At 28.8% G+C, this 22,190-nt stretch carries 23 protein-coding genes; 12 read left to right on the top strand and 11 right to left on the bottom strand.

The annotated features are described in order from the left end of the window. Positions 1-356: 356 nt before the first annotated feature. The gene (locus tag ACSIGC_RS12730; RefSeq protein WP_442265194.1) at positions 357-716 is read right to left on the bottom strand and encodes a YraN family protein; all 360 of its coding nucleotides are present in this window, start codon (positions 714-716) and stop codon (positions 357-359) included. Between the two features lie 36 nt (positions 717-752). Here ACSIGC_RS12730 and ACSIGC_RS12725 point away from each other — a divergent pair, with 36 nt between their 5' ends. Further along, positions 753-1,115, top strand: a complete 363-nt coding sequence (locus tag ACSIGC_RS12725) for a hypothetical protein (RefSeq protein WP_442265193.1) — start codon at positions 753-755, stop codon at positions 1,113-1,115. Between the two features lie 34 nt (positions 1,116-1,149). Here the strand turns inward: ACSIGC_RS12725 and ACSIGC_RS12720 are convergent, their stop codons facing one another. Next, positions 1,150-2,070: a S66 peptidase family protein gene (locus ACSIGC_RS12720; RefSeq protein WP_442265192.1), complete on the bottom strand. Its 921-nt coding sequence runs from the start codon at positions 2,068-2,070 to the stop codon at positions 1,150-1,152. 89 nt (positions 2,071-2,159) lie between these two features. Between ACSIGC_RS12720 and metG the strand changes: the two genes are divergently transcribed. From metG to ACSIGC_RS12685, 7 genes are all read left to right on the top strand, one after another. Then, positions 2,160-4,220 (top strand): methionine--tRNA ligase, encoded by a 2,061-nt coding sequence (metG, locus tag ACSIGC_RS12715; RefSeq protein ID WP_442265191.1) that lies wholly within the window; start codon positions 2,160-2,162, stop codon positions 4,218-4,220. 95 nt (positions 4,221-4,315) lie between these two features. Continuing rightward, positions 4,316-5,785 carry a hypothetical protein gene (locus tag ACSIGC_RS12710; RefSeq protein ID WP_442265190.1) on the top strand — a complete coding sequence of 490 codons (1,470 nt, stop codon included), beginning with the start codon at positions 4,316-4,318 and terminating at the stop codon, positions 5,783-5,785. Then, entirely contained in the window at positions 5,786-6,688 is a 903-nt protein-coding gene (locus ACSIGC_RS12705) for a histone deacetylase family protein (RefSeq protein ID WP_442265189.1), read from the top strand. Between the two features lie 60 nt (positions 6,689-6,748). Further along, complete coding sequence (locus ACSIGC_RS12700; protein WP_442265188.1) at positions 6,749-8,872, top strand: Tex family protein; 2,124 nt, start codon at positions 6,749-6,751, stop codon at positions 8,870-8,872. A gap of 95 nt (positions 8,873-8,967) precedes the next feature. Beyond that, positions 8,968-9,549 (top strand): hypothetical protein, encoded by a 582-nt coding sequence (locus tag ACSIGC_RS12695; RefSeq protein ID WP_442265187.1) that lies wholly within the window; start codon positions 8,968-8,970, stop codon positions 9,547-9,549. Between the two features lie 87 nt (positions 9,550-9,636). After that, a complete protein-coding gene (locus ACSIGC_RS12690; protein ID WP_442265186.1) occupies positions 9,637-10,950 on the top strand; it encodes a cytochrome ubiquinol oxidase subunit I in 1,314 nt (437 codons plus the stop codon). Beyond that, positions 10,947-11,969: a cytochrome d ubiquinol oxidase subunit II gene (locus tag ACSIGC_RS12685; RefSeq protein WP_442265185.1), complete on the top strand. Its 1,023-nt coding sequence runs from the start codon at positions 10,947-10,949 to the stop codon at positions 11,967-11,969. The genes ACSIGC_RS12690 and ACSIGC_RS12685 overlap by 4 nt, the downstream gene beginning before the upstream one ends. Positions 11,970-12,159: 190 nt before the next feature. Here the strand turns inward: ACSIGC_RS12685 and ACSIGC_RS12680 are convergent, their stop codons facing one another. Further along, positions 12,160-12,669 (bottom strand): endonuclease V, encoded by a 510-nt coding sequence (locus ACSIGC_RS12680; protein ID WP_442265184.1) that lies wholly within the window; start codon positions 12,667-12,669, stop codon positions 12,160-12,162. Positions 12,670-12,783: 114 nt separating this feature from the next. Further along, complete coding sequence (locus ACSIGC_RS12675) at positions 12,784-13,119, bottom strand: single-stranded DNA-binding protein (RefSeq protein WP_299673171.1); 336 nt, start codon at positions 13,117-13,119, stop codon at positions 12,784-12,786. A gap of 167 nt (positions 13,120-13,286) precedes the next feature. Here ACSIGC_RS12675 and ACSIGC_RS12670 point away from each other — a divergent pair, with 167 nt between their 5' ends. Continuing rightward, a complete protein-coding gene (locus tag ACSIGC_RS12670; protein ID WP_299673169.1) occupies positions 13,287-13,640 on the top strand; it encodes a hypothetical protein in 354 nt (117 codons plus the stop codon). On the opposite strand, the gene ACSIGC_RS12665 is transcribed toward ACSIGC_RS12670, so the two are convergent. Then, complete coding sequence (locus ACSIGC_RS12665; protein WP_442265183.1) at positions 13,641-15,215, bottom strand: hypothetical protein; 1,575 nt, start codon at positions 15,213-15,215, stop codon at positions 13,641-13,643. A gap of 112 nt (positions 15,216-15,327) precedes the next feature. Then, on the bottom strand, positions 15,328-16,029 hold the full coding sequence (locus ACSIGC_RS12660) for a hypothetical protein (RefSeq protein WP_442265182.1): 702 nt from the start codon (positions 16,027-16,029) through the stop codon (positions 15,328-15,330). 102 nt (positions 16,030-16,131) lie between these two features. On the opposite strand from ACSIGC_RS12660, the gene ACSIGC_RS12655 reads away from it, so the two are divergent. Next, positions 16,132-16,809: a hypothetical protein gene (locus tag ACSIGC_RS12655; protein WP_442265181.1), complete on the top strand. Its 678-nt coding sequence runs from the start codon at positions 16,132-16,134 to the stop codon at positions 16,807-16,809. Positions 16,810-16,811: 2 nt separating this feature from the next. On the opposite strand, the gene ACSIGC_RS12650 is transcribed toward ACSIGC_RS12655, so the two are convergent. Then, on the bottom strand, positions 16,812-17,279 hold the full coding sequence (locus ACSIGC_RS12650) for a CBS domain-containing protein (RefSeq protein ID WP_442265180.1): 468 nt from the start codon (positions 17,277-17,279) through the stop codon (positions 16,812-16,814). 103 nt (positions 17,280-17,382) lie between these two features. On the opposite strand from ACSIGC_RS12650, the gene ACSIGC_RS12645 reads away from it, so the two are divergent. Both ACSIGC_RS12645 and ACSIGC_RS12640 read left to right on the top strand, forming a co-directional pair. Beyond that, on the top strand, positions 17,383-19,677 hold the full coding sequence (locus ACSIGC_RS12645) for a M20/M25/M40 family metallo-hydrolase (RefSeq protein WP_442265179.1): 2,295 nt from the start codon (positions 17,383-17,385) through the stop codon (positions 19,675-19,677). A 57-nt stretch (positions 19,678-19,734) separates the two neighbouring features. Continuing rightward, the gene (locus ACSIGC_RS12640) at positions 19,735-20,016 is read left to right on the top strand and encodes a Sec-independent protein translocase subunit TatA/TatB (protein WP_442265178.1); all 282 of its coding nucleotides are present in this window, start codon (positions 19,735-19,737) and stop codon (positions 20,014-20,016) included. Here the strand turns inward: ACSIGC_RS12640 and ACSIGC_RS12635 are convergent, their stop codons facing one another. The 4 genes from ACSIGC_RS12635 to ACSIGC_RS12620 form a co-directional block, all read right to left on the bottom strand. After that, the gene (locus ACSIGC_RS12635; protein WP_442265177.1) at positions 20,017-20,658 is read right to left on the bottom strand and encodes an O-methyltransferase; all 642 of its coding nucleotides are present in this window, start codon (positions 20,656-20,658) and stop codon (positions 20,017-20,019) included. Positions 20,659-20,760: 102 nt separating this feature from the next. Continuing rightward, on the bottom strand, positions 20,761-21,027 hold the full coding sequence (locus ACSIGC_RS12630; protein ID WP_442265176.1) for a hypothetical protein: 267 nt from the start codon (positions 21,025-21,027) through the stop codon (positions 20,761-20,763). A gap of 4 nt (positions 21,028-21,031) precedes the next feature. Next, positions 21,032-21,601 (bottom strand): sigma-70 family RNA polymerase sigma factor, encoded by a 570-nt coding sequence (locus ACSIGC_RS12625; protein ID WP_442265175.1) that lies wholly within the window; start codon positions 21,599-21,601, stop codon positions 21,032-21,034. Between the two features lie 15 nt (positions 21,602-21,616). Beyond that, positions 21,617-22,096, bottom strand: coding sequence for a nuclear transport factor 2 family protein (locus ACSIGC_RS12620; protein ID WP_442265174.1), 480 nt, complete (start codon positions 22,094-22,096; stop codon positions 21,617-21,619). Positions 22,097-22,190 lie beyond the last annotated feature (94 nt).

The following is a 22,190-nucleotide window of genomic DNA, read 5'->3' as shown; positions in this document are numbered from 1 at the left end:
ACTTCATTATAGATAAGACAGGTACGTTTAGCTATATTGATAATGGAACGAAAAAATCAAAATTCCTAAACTTAAAAAGAGCTGTAGAGAAAACATTATTAGGAAAATAAAAATGGAAAAAGAAAAAGTAAATTATTTGATAAACTATTACATTCACCTTGTTCCTTTAGAATTTAAAAAAAATTAAAGTATCCTTATTTAAATCAAAAAGAACTTCAACAAGAAAAAGAAAAAATTGCTAAAATTATTATTGATAAATATTCAAACAATATCATTTTAAATTATTGTTCTAAATGCAATAAATTAACACGAACACCAAAGGCTAAACAATCTAAAAATTGTTTTCATTCATGGCATTAAAAAAATAAAAAAGCATCTTCAATATGCTCTATTTTAAAATTATTTTTTTGCTTTAGAACAGCAATAATATCAAATCGTACTTCAACATCTAAATCGTGCTCAATTACATAAGAATTCATAGCTTCAACTAACATTTTCTTTTTCTTTGCATTTACAAAATCAGCTGGATTACCATAATAATCAGTAGATCTTGTTTTCACTTCTACAGCAATTAGCCAATTTTCTTTTGTTATTATAAGATCTATTTCGGCTTTTCTTAATCTGTAGTTTTGTTCAAGAATTTCATAGCCTTTTTCTTTTAAGAATTCTAAAGCTAGCAGTTCTCCTTCTTTTCCTAATTCATTATGTTTTGCCATAACTTTTTTAACAAAAATATTTATTTTTGTTAAACTATGGATCAAGAAAAACTTTTTAAATACTTATCATTCTTACTTATAGAATGTAAAAGACATAATGCTGATAGTGAAATCACAGATGACGAGATAAATCAATTAAACATTGAAATAAATAGATTTATAAATTACGTCTCTAAAAGTGATTATTTAAACAACAGTATCAAAAGAAAAATTCTTTCTATTGATTTCAACTTAAATAATAACAATCGTAATAAACGTTCAAAATCTAAATTCTTTTGGTGGTTGATTGGTGGAGATTATGCATATCGAGAAGCAGAACAAACTAACAGAAAATATAGATTTAAACAATTATCTGAAGATATCGAAAACTTAGAATTTGAGTTAAGAGCTATATTATAAATAATTTTATTTTTTTGCCCATTATAACCAACTCTTATTTAAAGAAAATTAATTTAGAATCTTGATCTTTATGAATAGATAATTCAATCGTTCTTCCCATTACTAACGCACGATTGTCTGGTTCGTGTCCTGCAGGAAAACCAAAAAGTACAGGAATGTTTTCAGGCAACACATTTAAAATTAAATCTTCAATAGACATTCCCCATTTTGTTGAATTCTCTTTTACCTTCGATACATCTCCAATAATTACACCTTTAACATTTTTAAAATAATCAGCTCGTTTTAAGCTAAACAACATACGATCAATTGCATACTCATACTCACCAATTTCTTCAATAAATAGAATTTTATCTGTTGTATTAAGCTGACTTTTTGACCCTAACATTGATGCTAAAATTGCTAAATTTCCTCCGACTAATTGTCCTGTCACTACTCCTACTCTATTATTTTGATTTGATGGTAATCGATACTCTAAATCTTCACCAAAAATAGCTTTACGAAAAGTCTCTACAGATTCTTTGATTACAACTATATCATCTTGCATACTGGTTCCCATAATCGCATGTAAGGTTTCAACTCCTAAATTGTGAATGTGATTATGAAAAACGGTAACATCAGAATAACCTATAATCCATTTGGGCTGTTTCAGAAATTGATCAAAATTTAAATGATCTATAATTCGTACAGAACCATAGCCACCTCTAGCGCACCAAATTGCTTTAATACTTGGATCATCTAACGCTTTTTGAAAATCTTGGATTCTTTCTTCATCTGAACCAGCAAAATGATTTGACTGAGTAAATACATGATTTCCTAAAACAACATTTAATTCCCAATTATTAAGTAGTATAATTGCTTTTTTAATTACTTCTTCTCTATCTTTTAATATACCAGCAGGAGCAATTATAGCAACAGTGTCGCCACTTTTTAAATACGGTGGTGTAATTAATTTCATGATTTAAAAAACCTAAAAAATCTATCTTTCGTAAATGTAACAAAATAGCAGTGGGTTTTGTACTTTTGTGACTTCAAAAAAGTGATATAATGAGTTCTTCTAAAAGATATACAATTACAGCTGCATTGCCTTATACTAATGGACCAATTCATATTGGACATTTAGCTGGTGTATACGTGCCTGCTGATATTTATTCTCGATTTTTACGTTTAAAAGGTAACGATGTTGCTTATATCTGTGGTTCAGATGAGCACGGTGTGGCCATACCAATGCGTGCTAAAAAAGAAGGCGTAACCCCAACGGAGATTATTGATAAGTATCATGCAATTATTAAACAATCTTTTGAAGACTTCGGAATTTCTTTTGATAACTATTCTAGAACTTCAAATAAAATTCATCATGAAACAGCTTCTGATTTTTTCAAAAAGATGTATGCTGATGGTGAATTTATCGAAGAAGTTTCTGAACAATTATACGATGCTGAAGCTGATCAGTTCTTAGCTGATCGTTTCGTAATTGGTACTTGTCCGAAATGTGGAAATGAAGAAAGCTATGGTGATCAGTGTGAAAAATGCGGAACAAGTCATAATGCAACAGATTTAATTAACCCTAAATCTGCAATTACTGGAAATGTTCCTGTGTTAAAGCAAACGAAACACTGGTTTTTACCTTTAGATAAACACGAACCGTTTTTACGTGAGTGGATTTTAGAAGGCCATAAAAATGACTGGAAAGCCAATGTATTAGGACAAGTGAAATCTTGGATTGATGATGGATTACGTCCGCGTGCTGTAACTCGTGATTTAGATTGGGGAATTCCTGTTCCAGTTGAAGGTGCTGAAGGAAAAGTTTTATACGTTTGGTTTGATGCGCCTATCGGATACATTTCTTCTACAAAAGAATGGGCTGCAAGAGAAGGTAAAAACTGGGAAGATTATTGGAAGAATGAAGACACAAAATTAGTGCACTTTATTGGAAAAGATAATATTGTATTCCACTGTATTATTTTCCCATCGATGTTAAAAGCGCATGGAGATTATATTTTACCAGAAAACGTTCCTGCAAATGAGTTTTTAAATTTAGAGGGAAACAAATTATCTACTTCTAAAAACTGGGCTGTTTGGTTACACGAATATTTAGAAGAATTTCCTGGACAGCAAGATGTATTACGTTATACATTAACTGCAAATGCTCCTGAAAACAAGGATAATGATTTTACTTGGAAAGATTTTCAAGCGAAAAACAATAATGAATTAGTAGCTGTATTCGGAAACTTTATTAACCGTGTGGCTGTTCTTACGAATAAATATTATGATGGAGTTGTTCCTGCACCTAATGAGTTCACAGAATTAGATGAAGAAGTTTTAGAGCAATTACAACAATTCCCTGATATTATAGAAAAATCAATTCAACGTTATAGATTTAGAGAAGCTTCTCAAGAGTTTATGAATGTTGCCCGTTTAGGAAATAAATATCTAGCGGATGAAGAACCATGGAAATTAGTTAAAACTGATGAAGAGCGAGTAAAAACAATTATGTATGTTGCTTTACAAATCGCAACGGCTTTATCTGTTTTATCTGAGCCATTTTTACCATTTACTTCTGAAAAATTAAAAGGTATTTTAAAAACCGATCCAAATTTAGGTTGGAATGATATCGCAGAAAAAGATGCTTTATTACCAGAAGGACATAAGATTAAAGAAGGAAAAGCTCCACTTTTATTCAATCCGATTGAAGACAAAACTATTGAAAATCAATTAGAAAAATTAGAAGCTACTAAAAAAGCAAATGAAGCTGCTAATAAAGTTGTAGAACCTCAAAAAGATATTATTGAGTTCGATGATTTTACTAAAATGGATATTCGTATTGGTACTATTTTAGAAGCTGAAAAAGTAGCAAAAACTAAAAAATTACTAAAATTAAAAGTAGACGTTGGAATTGATGTTCGTACTATTGTTTCTGGAATTGCAGAGAGCTTTTCACCAGAAGATATTGTCGGACAACAAGTAACTGTACTTTGTAATTTAGCTCCGCGAAAAATTAGAGGTGTTGAAAGTCAAGGAATGATTTTAATGACAGATGCTGAAGATGGTTCTTTAGCTTTTGTAGAACCTCAACAAAAAGTAAAAAACGGAGGACAAGTTTGTTAATCATATAAAAGAGCTGCTAAATGTAGCTCTTTTATTTTTTTACTATTGAAACCTTCATAAAGATTGCTTAAATTAGCTTATTAAGTGATGTGTATATGAAGAGTGCTGTTATTTCCCTTTATTTTATATTCTTAAGCTTTACTTTAACAAGTCAAAAAAGTATTGGCGAATTCAATCATTCCTTAAGAACCAAAAACAGAACCGTTAAAAGCTCTTTCTCTGTTGTAAATAAATCGACTAATGATATTGCTACTTTTATTAGTGATAGAAAATATATTTACGCATATTTAACTGATAATACATTCAAAGTAAAAAAGGAACTTAAATTCAAAAAGAGTTCAAAATACAGAGGCGTTGTGGGCAAAATTTACAATACTAATAATAATTTTTCCTTTATTGTTTCTAACACCAATGTTTCTGAATTTGGTATCATTGATTTTGATTTTAAAAATGATACTGTAGTTTTTAATAAAGATATATTTAACACAAAGGGCCTTACATTACTTCAAAATTTCAATCAGGAAAATAAATCCCATTTACTTTTTTTAAACAAAAGTAGTTCTGAATTAATTGTTAGAACTTACACCAACGATAAAGAGGCAAAAAATCAATCTTTTAAATTAAAGAATGAAAGATTACTTATTGGAAAAAACAGAAAAACCTCTCTCACAAAACTTTTGTATAATTCGTTATATAACGATTATACCATAACTAAGATTCAATCTTTTGAATATGGGACAAAAAAAACGAATAAAATTCAACCTATTTCTATAGAAACCACAGCAGAGTACACTAAACTTTATGCTGAAAACGATCTAATCAAAATTGTTTTTGATAAAAATAAATTCTATAGTCAAATTCTTACTCTAAATTTAAAAAAAGGAACTTACACATTAAAAAAAATAGAAAAACCTCTATTTACAGTTTCTGGTAGAAACAAAGCTTCAAATTCTTTCCTTTTTAATGACTTTTTATTCACTTCTGCTTGTTCTAAAAAAAACCTTGGGATTGCAATTTATGATTTGAAAACCGATAAAAAACTTCAAGAATTTACTTTTGGCAACAACAAACCTTTACCTTTAAAAAATGCTCCTATTATAATTCAAGGTAAAGAATACAAAAAAGTAAACACAAAAGAAACTAAAGTTTTTTTAAAAAAAATATACTATAGTGATATGGGAATAACTGTATCAAAGCAAAAAGATAATTTTATAATTACTGTTGGCGGAAAAAAACCTGCTACCTTACACAATCCTATGATGAGCTTAAAAATGGGAGATAATGTATCTATTTATGCTGTGAATAATTACAGGGGATTTTTAGATCCACATTCATATATTCTTAACATTTTTAGAAATAAGAAATCTACATATTTTAAAGCAATACTAGATACTGAGTTAAATCTTGTTGATATTCCTATAGAAAAAAACGTATACGATACTATAAACACTTATGTTCAAGAAAATGGCAAACAAGAAAACAGTCATATTTTTGAATTCAATGGAGAAATGATTTATAGTTATTATCATCAACCATCAAATACTTATAAATTTTTAGCTTTCTAAATGCTTAAAATCGCACATCACGAAATTTATAATCATCCGTTACCAGATAAACATCGTTTTCCGATGGAGAAATACGATCTGATTCCACAACAACTTTTGTATGAAGGAACTTGTACAAAAGACAATTTCTTTGAACCTGAAATTCCAAATAACAAACATTTTTTTACAGTTCATACTCCTGAATATTTTTTTGATCTATTAAATATTACATTGTCGAAAAAAGAAGAACGTAAAATCGGATTTCCATTAAGCGAACAATTGATTGCACGAGAAATGATTATTGCTGACGGAACAATGAAAGCCTCTGAATATGCTTTAGAACATGGAGTTGCCATGAATATTGCTGGAGGAACACATCATGCATTTACTAATAGTGGTGAAGGTTTCTGCATGTTAAATGATCAAGCAATTGCTGCTCGTTATCTTCAAAAGAAAAAATTAGCGAACAAAATTCTTATTGTAGATTTAGATGTACATCAAGGTAATGGAACTGCCGAAATATTTAAAAATGATACTTCTGTTTTTACCTTTTCTATGCACGGAAAAACAAATTACCCTTTTCACAAAGAACAATCTGATTTAGATATTCCTTTAGATAATGAGACTAAAGACGAAGAATATCTTTCTTTACTAAAAAACACACTTCCAAAACTTATTAAAGAGCAACAACCTGATTTTATCTTTTATCAATGTGGTGTAGATATTTTAGAAAGTGATAAACTAGGTAAACTAAGTGTTTCTCCAGAAGGTTGTAAAGAACGAGATCGATTTGTTTTACAAACTTGCTTTGATCAAAAAATCCCTGTGATGTGCAGCATGGGCGGTGGATATTCTCAAGATATTAAAATCATCGTAGAAGCACATGCCAATACATATAGATTAGTACAGGAGATATTTTTCTAAATCAAATAGCATTTTCGTTTCTTTGTAACTCTAAATTCATTTTAAAAATACATACTGTCAATGCAGCTAATTTCATATATAGCCTCAAAAACTTCATATTCAGAAAAAAGTATTCAAAATACCGTTGAATTGTTGAATGAAGATTGTACTATTCCGTTTATTGCTCGTTATCGTAAGGAACGAACTGGGAATTTAGATGAAGTTGAAATCGGAGAAATTGTTGCTTTAAAAGAAGCTTTTGAAACGTTAGAGAAAAGAAAAAAAGCGATTCTTAAAGCCTTAGAAGAACAAGAAGTACTTACTCCAGAATTACAATCAAAAGTTGAAAATACACAAGATTTAACAACTCTGGAAGATATATATTTACCGTATAAGAAAAAGCGTAAAACAAAGGCCGATACGGCAAGAAATAATGGATTAGAACCATTAGCGAAAATCATCATGAGTCAGAAATCTGATGATTTAGATTATATAGCTTCTAAATATGTAAATGACAAGGTTGAAAATGAAGATAAAGCTTTAGAAGGTGCTAGACATATTATTGCTGAATGGATTAATGAACGAACAGACATCCGTAATTTAATCCGCAAAGAATTAGAACGCTTTTCAACAATTGAAACTAAAGTTGTAAAAACGAAAAAAGATGACGAAAATGCTCAAAAATTTAAAGATTACTTCGATTGGTCTGAGAATTTAAGTAGAATTCCATCTCACCGTTTACTAGCCATTTTACGTGCAGAAAAAGAAGGTTTTATTCGAGTTAAAATTACAATTGATGATGATAGGGTTCTTGAAAAAGTAGATCGAAAATTAATTAAAAATAATAATGAATGTGGTGCTGAGATTCAATTAGCTATTGACGATTCTTATAAACGTTTATTGCTACCTTCTTTAACTACTGAAGCAATGAATATTGCTAAAGAAAAAGCAGACGAATCTGCAATTACAGTATTTAAGAAAAATCTTGAACAATTATTACTCGGAGCTCCATTAGGTGAGAAACGAATTTTAGCTTTAGACCCTGGTTTTAGAACAGGTTGTAAAGTAGTTTGTTTAAATGAACAAGGTGAATTATTACATAATACAGCTATTTATCCGAACGCTCCTCAAAATAAAATTACAGAAGCTGCATTTACAATTGAACACTTAATTAAGAAATATAATATCGAAGCAATTTCTATTGGTAACGGAACTGCATCGAGAGAAACTGAGCGTTTTATTAAAAATATTGGAGCTGCTAAAGCTTTGGAAGTATTTGTTGTGAATGAAGCTGGAGCTTCTATTTATTCTGCATCAAAAATTGCCAGAGATGAATTTCCTAAAGAAGATGTAACTGTTCGTGGAGCTGTTTCTATTGGACGTAGATTAGCTGATCCTTTAGCAGAATTAGTAAAAATTGATCCTAAATCAATTGGTGTTGGTCAATACCAACATGATGTTGATCAAAATCAATTGAAAAAATCATTAGATACTGTAGTACAACTTTGTGTAAATAAAGTTGGTGTAAATGTAAATACAGCTAGTGCTTCTTTATTAAGTTACGTTTCTGGAATTGGGCCTAAACTTGCTGAAAATATAGTAAATCATAGAAATCAACATGGTGTTTTTAAAACAAGAAATGATATTAAAAAAGTAGCTCGTTTAGGAGGAAAAGCTTTTGAGCAATCTGCTGGTTTCTTACGCATTAAACAAGGAAATAATCCATTAGATGATTCTAGTGTTCACCCAGAGAGCTATACTTTAGTTAAAAATATAGCTAAAGATTTAAAACTAAAAACTGAAGATCTTATTGGTAACGTAAAACAGTTAAAAGAAATTAAATTGAATAATTATGTTACTGCTGAATTCGGTTTACCTACTTTAAAAGATATTGTAAAAGAATTAGAAAAACCTGGTTTAGACCCTAGAGAAAAAGCAAAAGCATTTTCTTTTGATGATAATGTAAAAACTATTGACGATTTACGCACAGGAATGGTTTTACCAGGAATCGTAAATAACATTACCAATTTTGGCTGTTTTGTAGATGTAGGAATTAAAGAAAGCGGACTAATTCATATTTCTAATTTATCTGATACTTTCGTTGACGATATTAACAAAATAGTAAGCTTACAACAGCAAGTACAAGTGCAAGTTTTAGAAATAGATATTAAAAGAAAACGTATTCAATTAAAACTAATAAAATAACTACGTGATCATGTTAACTCATTAAAAGATCAGGATTACTCAATACTGATTTCACAATAAACTAAAGGCTAATACTTTTACTAAAAAATAATAAAATGAAAAATTTAGTAATTGTATTAGCTTTATTTTTAGGACTAAATACTTTTAGTCAACAATTTGAAAAAACTGATGATTTTTACATCACTGAAATTGATTCAACAACTCGAAGAGAATATTGGGATAAATTTCCTCATGAAAATCAAAACTTACCAATCTTTTTAAAAGATAAAGACAATAATACCATCTTAGAATTATCTGTAAACTTAATGTCTTACGATGAAACTTCAGTTCATGTTTTAAATACCAATAACTTTAATAATATAAAACAAGTTGTTCGCATTACTACTTCTCATACTGCATGTTGTTCCACTTTAATTTCTCATTATTTGTGTATCACAACAAATGGAAATGTTATAAAACTACCTCAACTAGAAAATTCTCATTGTGATGGACCAGAACCTTGGATAGAATATATTTTCCCTAATCAGAAAAATGGACAAAAAAATAAGATTATAATGGCTGAATCTATTTACAATCCTGAAAATAATTCAACTACATCTACACTTCAAAAAACACTTACTTGGAATGGAAATAATTTCCAAACAGAAGCTATAAAAAACTCAGTAGCAATACGCTAATTTTTTAAGGTCTTTCAGCACTAAAATACTAACGAAAAACAGGAGAATTTCGTAAATTTACGAGACTTATCTTTTAAACATTTCGTTATGGAAAATATAGATGCAGCAAGACTTCAAATGGCATTCACGCTAATTTTTCATATTGTTTTTGCCTGTATCGGAATGGTTATGCCTTTTTTTATGATTGTCTCTCACAAAAAGTGGTTGAATACAGGAAATCCAGTATATTTAAAATTAACTAAAGTATGGCAAAAAGGTGTTGCCATTTTCTTTGTAACTGGTGCAGTTTCGGGTACTGCACTTTCCTTTGAACTAGGACTTTTATGGCCCGAATTTATGGAACATGCCGGACCAATAATCGGCATGCCCTTTTCTCTTGAAGGAGCGGCTTTTTTTGTTGAAGCAATTGCTCTTGGTTTTTATTTATATGGATGGGATAAAATCTCTCCAAAATTTCATTGGTTTACAGGAGTTATTGTTGGAATTGCAGGTGTTGCATCTGGAATTTTAGTAGTTTCTGCTAATGGCTGGATGAACGCTCCATCTGGTTTTGATTATGTTGATGGACAATTCTTAAATATTGATCCTGTAAAGGCATTACTTAATCCAGCATGGTTCACACAAGCTTTACATATGGTTTTAGCTGCTTTTACTGCAACTGGATTTGCAGTTGCTGGTATTCATGCTTTTCAGATTTTAAAAAACAAACAAACTGAAATTCATAAAAAAGCTTTTAAAATAGCCATTACATTTGGTGCAATTGCTGCAATTTTACAACCGATTAGCGGAGATATTTCTGCAAAAGACGTTGCGCAACGCCAACCTGTAAAATTAGCTGCTATGGAAGCGCATTACGAAACTTCTAAAGGAGTTCCTTTATATATCGGTGGGATTGTAGATCAGGAGAAAAAAGAAGTAAAATATAAAATTGAAATTCCGAAAGCTTTGTCTTTTTTAGCTTTTGGTGATTTTGATGCTGAAGTAAAAGGTTTAAACGACTTTCCTGAAGATGAAATTCCGAATGTAGCTATTGTACATTATGCATTTCAAATTATGGTTGGTTTAGGCGGACTTTTACTCATGGCTGGAGTTTTCTTTTTCTTTGTAAACAGCAAGAAAAAACAGTGGTTAGATAAAAAACTGTTCTGGAAATTATTTGCTTTTTTAGCTCCTGCTGGATTCATTGCTTTAGAAGCTGGTTGGATTGTTACTGAAGTTGGAAGACAACCTTGGATTATTCACAAAATTATGAGAACTAAAGATGCTGTAACTCCTATGCCTGGAATTCAGTATAGTTTTTATTTGTATGTTTTCTTGTATTCTATTTTAACTGTAACCGTAGCTTGGTTGTTAAACAGGCAAATTAAATCGTTAAATAACTCACCTAAATTAAGTGTATGATAGCTGTTGTTTTATTCTTTTTAGCCTTTTCTCTTTTATTGTATGTTTTGTTGGGTGGCGCCGACTTTGGTGCTGGAATTATTGAACTATTTTCTTCTGAAGATAATCAGAAAATCACTAAAAAGACAATTTATAGAGTAATGGGACCGGTTTGGGAAGCAAATCATATTTGGATTATCATTTTAATTGTAATTCTTTGGGTTGCTTTTCCTCAATATTATAAAGTTATGGTTACTTCTTTACACATACCTATTACTTTAATGTTAATTGGGATTACTTTACGCGGTGTTGCTTTTATTTTTAGACATTATGATGCTTATGTAGATAAATCTCAACGTATTTACAATTGGCTATTTCGTGTTTCTAGTTTAGTTACGCCTATTTTCCTTGGGATGATTTTTGGAGGAATGATTTCTAGTAAAATTGTACTTCCTACTGGAGAAGTTCTACCAACATTTGCTGAAGCTTATATTACACCTTGGCTTAATATCTTTTCGTTCTTAGTCGGGCTATTTTTTGCTAGTTTGTGTGCTTTTTTATCTGCTGTATTATTAATTGGTGAAGCTGATCAAGAAGGATATCCTGTATATGTTAGAAAAGCTAAAATTGCTACAATTGTTGTAGTTTTACTTGGTTTCATTACAATTGCTTACGGATATGTTACTGATACTTATTTTGTAAATGGAATTATTAAAAACCCTATTAGTGTAGGAATGATTCTTCTTTCTGCTTTAGGATTAATTCCTTTATGGTTTTCAGTAAAAAAAGGAAATAGAATTAACAGTAGAGTTTATGCAGGATTCCAAGTAATACTGATTATTGCTGTGGCTTTAATTCCTCATTTCCCACATTTACTCTTAATTGAAAACGATAGCATGAGTCTTCTTGAAGATGTTGCACCTGACTCTGTAATTCGAGTACTCGGGATTTCTTTAATCGTTGGTGGATTAATTATTATACCTGGATTATTTCATCTATTGAAATCATTTAAATTGATTAAAATTCTAGAAAATAATTAATGGATAAAATATTAAAGCCTGGATTTTATAAATAAAATCTTCTTATTAAATAGTTCAACGGAAAATCCAATATCTGTTAATTCTTGTTATATATCAAAATCAAATATTGGTTCAACAGATAGGTAAGATTCTTCCTCCAAAAAAATCTTTTCTTCTAATCTACATTTTGGATGCGTTTCTGTATCTATTTTCATTTCGTGTTTTCCCTCGTCTTAGTATCTAAAACTTTTAACAATGTTGGCATACGAAAATTACCATGCATATCTTTAATAGCATTATAAGCCTCATTTAAATTTAAACCTATTGCAGAAACATATAATGGTTTTTTACTTTCTCCTCTAAATAATTCTCTAGCATACTTATTTTCAGTATTAAATTGAGATTTTGCAACTCCAATGATGGGAATTTTTTTCTCTAATGCTTCATACAAATAACCTCCTAAACCTAATTTTCCTTCGTTATTAAGAATTGCATATCCATCAACAATAATCAATGTTATTCCCTCAAGATCAAATTGTTTTAAAAGACTCAAAATACATGGCATTTCTCTCTTATAAAACTCTCCTGGAACATACTCTGATACTCCATCAATAATTTCATCTGTGATAGCTATAGAAGTTTCGTCTGTTATCTTATTAAAACTAACACAAACTGTCTTTGCTTTACTCTCGTAATAAAATGTATCAAAAGCTAAAATCATAGCATGATTTAATTTATTTTTTGTACGACAAATTTAAAAAAAGAGTGTTCATATATATGAACACTCTTACTTTTTTCTTTTTCAATTCAATACGTTTATAGCAAATTTCCCCTCTTACTTGTTTCCTAACATTAATAGTTCGTTACAAACAACTTCAGTTACATAGCGTTTCTCTCCTTGGTTAGTTTCATAACTTCTAGAGGTTAATTTTCCTTCAATCATTATTTCGCTTCCTTTATCTAAATAGTTTTCGATAATCTCAGCAGTTTTGTTCCAAGCAACTATATTATGCCACTGCGTGTCTGTTACTTTCTGACCTTCTGAATTTTTGTACGTTTCGTTGGTAGCAATAGAAAATTTTGCTAGCTTTTTTCCAGAATCTAAATAAATGATTTCTGGTTTGTTTCCTAAGTGACCAATTAACTGTACTCGATTTTTAAGTGCGTTCATTCTATTAATTTATTGTTTTAAACAGTTAAGACTAATTTGCCGTTCTAGTGAACTGACACTGCAAAGATGCAACCTATTTAAAGGTAGACTCGGTTGCAAAACATTTACTTTCGATTGTAAACGTTTGTAGTCGATTACATTCGAATATATTTGTATCTTTGAAACTTATGGAAGCAAGAAAATGTTTAGAATGTTCTGAGCCTTTAAGAGGAAGAGCCGATCAAAAGTTTTGTTCTGATTATTGTAGAAATTCTTATAATAATAAAGTAGATAAGGATACCAAAAACTTAATTAGAAATATAAATAACAGACTTAAGAAAAATTACAAAATACTTTCTGAATTAAACACGAAAGGAAAAACTAAAGTATCTCGTACAAAATTGTATGATAAAGGGTTCGATTTTAAACTGTTTACTTCGCTATATCAAACCAAAACTGGTAATACATATTATTACGTTTACAATCAAGCTTATTTAGAGTTAGAGAATGAATTGTATTTATTAGTTAAACTAGATGATTAGTTATTTTACTTCGAATGTAAAAAAATAGGTTCCTAACAATCCATCCTGACTATTAACCTCTATACTTGCTTGGTAAATCCCTCTTACTTCACTCGTTGTAAATTCAATCTCAAACTCTCCTTTTTGGTTATTCAACAAATACGGATTCCAATATAAATTCGTTCGTAAATCTTGAAAACCTTCAACTTTTTGTTTTTTATTATAATTATAAAAACCTTTTAGCTTTAATATATTACTCTCTACTTTTTCTTTTGTTTTACTTTTAGATTTTGGTGCTTTGTAAACAATTTTTTCTCCTCCGTTTATTAAATAAACACCTCCTTCTACAGGTTTATATCCTTGTCTATGATTTACACAATTTAGAATATCATACTCGTAACAAACATAATCGAAAAAAGATCCTTCGTGCAGTTTTTTAACTCCAAATGCTTCTACATTTTTCACTTTTTTTGTCACAACAACTTCATCCAGTGAATTTGAGTAATCGAAACTAAAATCTTCAGAATACTTTTTAGAAATTTTCTTTCTGCTTAAAAAAGAAATGTTATTAGATATATTAATAAAGTCCTTTTTTAGAAACTCTTCAGATTCTACAAGAAAATCACTTTTCGTAAATAAATGAGAATCACTATTACCGTAAGCTACTGTAAAATATTCACTGTTTATTTGTTCTAATTTTGATGGAGATATTTTAAAATTCCCCAGAGAGTCTACAATTATAGAGTTATTATTTACTCCAGCTATAACAGGAATTCTTTTATTTCTTTCTGCAATTAAATTGTTTGCTAAACCTCTTCCGTATAATTTTCCAAAAATACTTTCTTGATAGGATTTCGTATGCTTTTTATAATTAGAATCATTTCTAATATAGGTTTTAGTTAGCATTAAATCATCTAAAACCCAAGGTCTTTTTTGTGTAAAATATTTTCCTGATGACACAATTCTTTCATTCGAATTTTTTATCAATTGATAGTAAGAACATAGATCCATGCCGTTCTCAAATAAAACACTTTTATCATTAGAAATTCTTATAGTAGCAACAGCTCTTTTATTTTTTTCAAGATGATCTGAGACTTTAAATCTAAGTTTGATTTTTTCTTTTGGTTTATACCTTCTTCTAATTGTTTTTAGCGGTTTAACGTAAAGTTTTTTATGTTGATTAACAAACACATCTCTGGAAGCTAAAACATTATTATTAACACCTAACAACTCAACAAATACAACACCAGATGAAAGATCTTGTACATGGATTGGAAAACTTACAAGATTTTGTAATGAAGTAATTATCTCTTCATGAATTTCTTCTCCATTATTATACGCTTTTACTTTAAAACTTTTGTCATTTCTCAAATTAATTGGAAACAAATCAACTTTTAAAGTTTTGCCTTTTTCTGTAACCTTTAAATACACTCCAGCATTTGTAAACTCAGGAAAGGGAATACTATATTCTTTATTGCTGACTCTTGATTTTATAAAGTACTTTTTATCTCTTTTAAAATTATAAGTGAATGCAGCGATTCCTTTCTCCTGTAAATCTAGTTCTTGAAGTTTCTTTTCTTCTTCATATAAAAACACTTTACTCTTTACAGGTTAATTCCATTCGTTAATTATCTTTATACCTACTTTTTGTTCTATTCCAGAAAATAATTGTCCACCTTCAGGAAAAAACTGAACATTGAATTTATTATTAAAATTTGGAGATGGTAAACTTATAATCTCTTCTCTTTTTCCCAGAATCATCAAAAACTGTAAATACCAATCTACTAAAATCAATATCAGCAACATCTTTCAACTTAAAAACCGCAATTCCTTTATCATTTGTTTTTATTCTTTGTTTCTTATTTTTCCCTGATTTTGTTTTGTAAACTAATTGTGTTTTTAACTTCTTGTAAGGTTTATATTTTCTATCATATACTTTAAAATTTGCAAGTAACTGATTAGAAACACTATCACTCACTAAATCGTAAGCTATATGTAATCTTTTGTAAAAGTTTTGTTCTATATGAAAAGGTTTTTGAGCACGTATATTCAAGTTTTTATTTATGGAATGTACAGTCATAACATTCAAAAAATATAAACCATTCTTAAAATTATCTTTTAATTTATACACTCCTTTACAAACTCCTCTATCAATAGGAAACTTATGACTAAACTCAACTTTTTTATTAATATTTAGAATTTGTAAATACAAGATTTTACTTGTGTAAGAAGGCTTTAATGTTTTAGTATTTAAAACAGTTACCTTAAACTTTATTTCTTCTCCTGAAGTATAAATGTCTTTATTAGTTTGAATATACAGAGATTCAAGTTCTTGATGTTGTCTCTTATATTGAGAACTAATGCAAAAAACATTAAATATAAAACATAAAAGAATGATATAATTTTTCATAGTCATCGAAGATTATTAGCAAGCAACTTAATTATCACTAAGTTATAAAAAACATGTAACATTTTGATAGTTAGTGCTACTTATAGTTAAAAAATTGATATTATGCATATTCTTTTTATTGTAATTCCTTTAATCATTCTAATCATATTTTTAGTTAACCATTACAGTAACAAAGAAGTTTTAATTAGAAAATTAAAAGAAATACCAAGTTCCTCTGTAAACAATTTAAAAACAAATCAGCTTACTAAAATTACTGGTAAAGCTTTGCATGTGAACGAGCCTTTAATCGCTCCTTTTAGCAAACGTAAGTGTGTATTTTATAGAATTAAAATAGAACAGAAAAAACATAATGGAAATACTCCTACTTGGGTTACTGTAGCCAAAGAAGAAAAAATTGAACCTTTCTTTTTAAACAAAAATGGTGAATTCGTAATGGTTCAACCTTCACAGGATTTAAAGAATTTTAAAGCTCATTTGGTTGTAGACAAAAAACATTCTACTAATACTTTTAATGGTGCATCACCAGAATTTCAAAAACTATTAGATAGATATAACATTAAAAGTAAAGCTTTTTTAGGCTTTAATAAATCTTTACGTTATAGCGAAGCTATTGTAGAAATTGGTGAAGAAATAACGGTTGCTGGAATTGGTAAATGGAAAACTTTAAATGAACCTATTGAAGGTTACATGTACTCTAAAATTGCAACACTAGAAAGTAACGATAATCAACAATTGCTGATTACCGATTTACCTAAAGAGCGAATAAATAAAAGAAAGTAATATTATTTCCAAGAGTTACCTTTCATTTTTAAGGCCGCCTTTAATATATCTTTTTGACTTATTTGTCCTACTAATTTCCCTTTTTCTAAAATTGGAAATCGTCTTCTTTTAGAGTGTAAAAACTGATTAGCTGCGTCGAAAATATTCATATTACCATCTATAGTTTCTACTTCCGTAGCCATTGCTTTTTCAACAGTATTATCTTTATCTACAGGTAAATTATAATATCTACTTTCAGCAATATGCTTTATACAATCTCCTTCAGAAATTATCCCTATTAATTCATTAAACTCATTAACAACTGGACCTCCAGAAATTCTATTAGCAACTAATGTCGCAATAACATCTTCTAAAGATTGACTTTTAGAAAATGTTATTAAGTTTTTCGTCATATAATCAGAAACTAAAATTGGTTCCGTTTCTTTCTTTAGTACTGCAGTTCTTTTACCTTGAAAACTCTTTATCGCCATAATTGATTGATTTATAGAACCTTAAATATAGTGATTTTCAGTTAATTATAAAAACACAATTATTCTATTAAATTTTCTATTTTTAGAATCGTAAAATTTAGCCATGAAAACCTCTACCAAATTATTATCATTATTTATTATTATTACTACTGTTTATTGGAGTTTCTCGGATATGATTCCTAGTTATTCTAAAAATAAAAAAGAAAATACTTCAAAAGAATTTTCGATAAATAATGCTTTAAAACACCTGAAAGTAATTTCTCAAAAACCTCATAATGTTGGCAGAAAAGCACATAAAGAAGTACAAAATTATTTAGTTAAAGAATTAAAAAAATTAGATTTACATACAGAAATTCAAACAAAAACAGTCTTTAATGATAAATGGACCTCGGGCACAACTGTTGAAAATATTATTGCAAAAATTGAAGGAACTTCTAATGGAAAATCACTTGTTTTATTAAGTCATTATGATAGTAATCCACATTCTTCAATTGGTGCAGCAGATGCTGGTTCTGGAGTTGTAACTATTCTTGAAGGAATTCGAACTTTTTTAGAAAGTAATCAGAAACCTAAAAATGACATTATAATTGTTTTTTCTGATGCTGAAGAATTAGGTTTATTAGGAGCTAAGGCTTTCGTAAATCATCATCCATTAGCTAAAAATATTGGTTTAGTTTTGAATTTTGAGGCTAGAGGAAGTGGTGGTCCAAGCTATATGCTAATGGAAACTAATGGTAAAAACAGTAAACTCTTAAAAGGCTTTTTAAAAGCTAATCCTAAATATCCTGCTGCAAATTCATTAATGTATAGTGTTTATAAAATGCTCCCTAATGATACCGATTTAACCGTTTTTAGAGAAGATGGAAACATTAATGGGTTTAATTTTGCTTTTATTGGCGATCATTATGATTACCATACAGTACAAGACAATTTTGATCGATTAGACAGAGCCTCTCTAGTACATCAGAAAGAATATTTAATGAGCGGATTAAATTATTTTTCTAATGCTGATTTATCTGATTTTTATAGTGATGAGGATTTTGTTTATGTGAACTTTCCCTTTATTGGTTTATTAATTTATCCTTTTAGCTGGATTCTGACTATGTTAGTTATAGCTGTAGTTCTTTTTGTAGTGATTATTACGGTAGGAATTCGAAAAAAAAGATTAACAATAAAAGGAATTGCCACAGGTTTTTTACCTTTTTTAATTTCTTTTACTTCTTCTGTAGCTATATCAATAGGGTTATGGAAATTATTGGTCTTCGTACATCCTCATTACCAAGATATTTTACATGGCTTTACTTATAATGGTTATCAATACATTGCCGCTTTTACATTCTTAACATTATGGATTGTTTTTAAGGTTTATAATTTATTTAAAAACAATAACCCTCTCGATTCTTTAGTTGCTCCTATCTTTATCTGGATAATTATTAATATTTTAATTTATACATATTTACAAGGAGCTGCTTTTATGATTATTCCTGTTTATATGGCATTATTAGGATTAACTATTTTAATTTTCAGAAAAAAAAGAGCTCCCAAATCAACATTATTTGCAATTTTATCTATACCAACTATTTATATTTTTAGTCCTTTAATAAAAATGTTTCCTGTTGGATTAGGGCTAAAAAATTTATTTATAGTTTCAATTTTTTCTGTATTAGTTGTTGGATTAATAGTTCCTGCTTTTCAAGAACATAAAAGAAAAAATTTATGGCAATATTTAGTAGGTTTTTTATCTATTTTATTTTTTGTGCTTGCTACTTTTAATAATGGATTTTCTACAGAGAAAAAAAGACCTAATAGTTTAGTTTATGTTCAAAATTCAAAAAACAAAACTGCGTTTTGGGGAACATATAATAAAACTTTGGATAACTATACAAAACAAATTTTTAATTCTGATTATATTGAAGGCGGGATACCTAATGCAGAGACTAAGAGCAAGTACAACACTAAATTTAATTACCACAAGAAAGCTGAATTTAAAGCTATAGAAACTTCTAAAATAGATATACTTTTAGATACAATAATTGGTAATAATCGTAATGTAAAGTTTAAATTAACTCCTAACAGAAAAGTTAGTAAATATGAGATTTTTAATAATAAAAATCTATCTATAAATTTTTTAAAAGCAAATACTGGTGTTATAATAAATAGTACAAAAGAATTAAAAAATGAAACTTTACTAATTTTTCATATGGCAAATATCGACAAAAATTTAACTATTGAAATTTCCTTTAGTAAAGATCAAAAACCAAACTTTACAATTAATGAAATTTCTAATGATCTTCTTGAGCATAAAAAATTTAACTTAAAACCAAGATCGGAAGAAATGATCCCTATGCCCTTTGTTACTAACGATGCTATTATTTGTACTACGAATTTTAGTTTTTAACACAAAACTCATTAGAATTAAAAAGTAGGAAACAGTTTATTAGTTATCTTTGCAGTTATGAAATTACCTTTTTTATTCATTGGTGGACCTGAAATTTTTGTAATCATGTTATTTGTTGTGGTTGTTTTTGGTGCTGATAAAATTCCTGAAATCGCTAGAGGTTTAGGTAAAGGTATTCGTCAGGTTAAAGACGCAACAAATGATATTAAGCGTGAAATAAACGAAAGCGCTCAAAAACAAGGAATTGACACTGAAATAGTTTCAGACATCAATAAAGAAATTAATGATGTTAAAGATAATATTGATGACTTAACAGGTCCTATTAAAAGAAATATGTAATTATTTCACTCTAGTTATTGTTAATCCATCTCTTATTGGCAGTAAGACTGTTTCTACTCTAGTATCTGTAACCAATAATTTATTATATTCTAACAACATTTTAGTATCTATATCTTTCGGGTTAAGTTCTTCTACAACTTTACCGCTCCACAAAACATTATCTGATAAGATTACTCCGCCTTTGTTCATTTTCTCTATAATCAGCTCGAAATAATTAGGATAATTAGATTTATCGGCATCAATAAAAACCAAATCAAATTTCTCATTAATTGTAGGAATTATTTCGATTGCATTTCCTACATATTGTTTGATTTGATCTCTAAATTCAGATTTTTGAAAATACTTGTATTGTAATTCCTCTAACTCTTCGTTTTTATCAATGGTGTATAACATCCCATTTTCTGCTAACCCTTCAGCTAAGCACAAAGCAGAATATCCTGTATAAGTTCCAATTTCTAAGATTTTATTTGGGTTAATTAATTTAGAAATCATAGCCAAAACTCTCCCTTGAAAAGCTCCACTAAGCATTCTTGGATTTAAAACTTTTTGCCAAGTTTCTCTACTTAACTCCTGTAATAGTTGAGGTTCTTTTTCAGAATGTTCAACTACATAATTATCTATTTTTTCAGGTAAAAAATGCATTTTAATTATTTTATAAAGTATAAAAAACGGAATCCACACTGATGTAAATTCCGTTCAATCTAACAAAAAATCAAAAAAACGGTTTTATAAAAACCGAAATCTTTATGAAGACATTTGCTCCTTTAATTTTTCTTTAAGTATCTCTTTGTCTTTATCACTCATGCAGTGTGATTCATTCCTACAGTCCATAGCCTTAGCCTTAAACATACCTGTTAGCTTAACATTTTGTTTAGTATATAAAGCACAAGCCTTACAAAAAGCTATATGTAACTGAAGCTTCATTCTTTCTGAGAAAGTAGACTCATTATACTGAGACTTATTACAAATCTCATTAGCCTCTTGACATGAAATTTTTAAAAATTTAAACATCTTTTTATTTATTAAACCAATTTTTCTCCATACAAGTTCTCAATTGAGTTCTTGCTCTATGGATTATTACCCATAAATTTGACGGAGTAATATCTAGTTCCTTACAAATTTCTTCTGTTTCAAACTCTTGTATAGTTTTCATTCTAAAAACCATAGCGTACTTTTCTGGTAAACTATCAATACAAAGATCTATTTGATTTTTAAGCTCAGTATTTTCTATGTTTTTCTCAGCTTCACTATTCCATGATTGTGGTACTCTTTCCTCAATCCAGTTTCCCTCATTCTCACCATCTTCATAAAAACTCATCCTAACCTCAGCTTGTCCTTTTTTTGAATTGATTTTTCTGTAATAATCAATTATTTTTCTTTTAAGGATAGAGATTAACCAAGTTCTTTCTGTCGATTTACCTTCGAAATTTTTAGCAGAACGCAAACCAGCAAAGAATGTCTCTTGTACAAGATCTTTAGCCGTATCACTATTATTTACTCTAACTACTGCATAATTATACAAATAATCAGAATAGTTATCTATCCATTTATCAGGACTTAAGGTATGTTTACTTACTTTATCCACAGGGTCAAATATACATTAATTTTTCTCTAGATTAATTTTACAATTCTGCCTTCTTCTCATATCAACTAAATATATAATTTCCCAAGAACCATTGTTATTAAACAGTTGAAATGAATTAGCTCCGCAATGGCTAAACTTACTATTTAAATAAAATTCATAAGGAGTCCATACTGAAGCTAAATTGCCATCAACTTTAATAGTATAGGATAATAATTTTTCAAAATAAGAATCTTCTTTTTTCTTCGACGCTATAGCTTTTAATAATTTTTCTCTTGATTCTGCAACTAAAACTTTCTTCCCTTTTTTATTTGTAAATGTAGTTTGAATTTTAACTTCTTTATGTAATGTTTTATTCACCAAACTAGAATCACCTTTATGCAATCCATCAAAAAAAAGTTGTATCACTTGTTTTATGTTTTGATTTTCAGAACTATCCTGAGCAAAAACAGTGAATGAAGTAAATGATAAAAAAACTAGAAAAGAAAACTTATACATATTTGTATTTTATGTAAAACTAACAAAAAAGAAACTATCAAAATCAAATTAACACAATATTAACGAGTTTGCGGTATTTTGTATATTTTTACTC

The organism is Tenacibaculum aquaeponti (assembly GCF_052084715.1).
Classification (GTDB): Bacteria; Bacteroidota; Bacteroidia; order Flavobacteriales; family Flavobacteriaceae; genus Polaribacter.
This window is presented reverse-complemented; position numbering and strand designations above follow the sequence as displayed.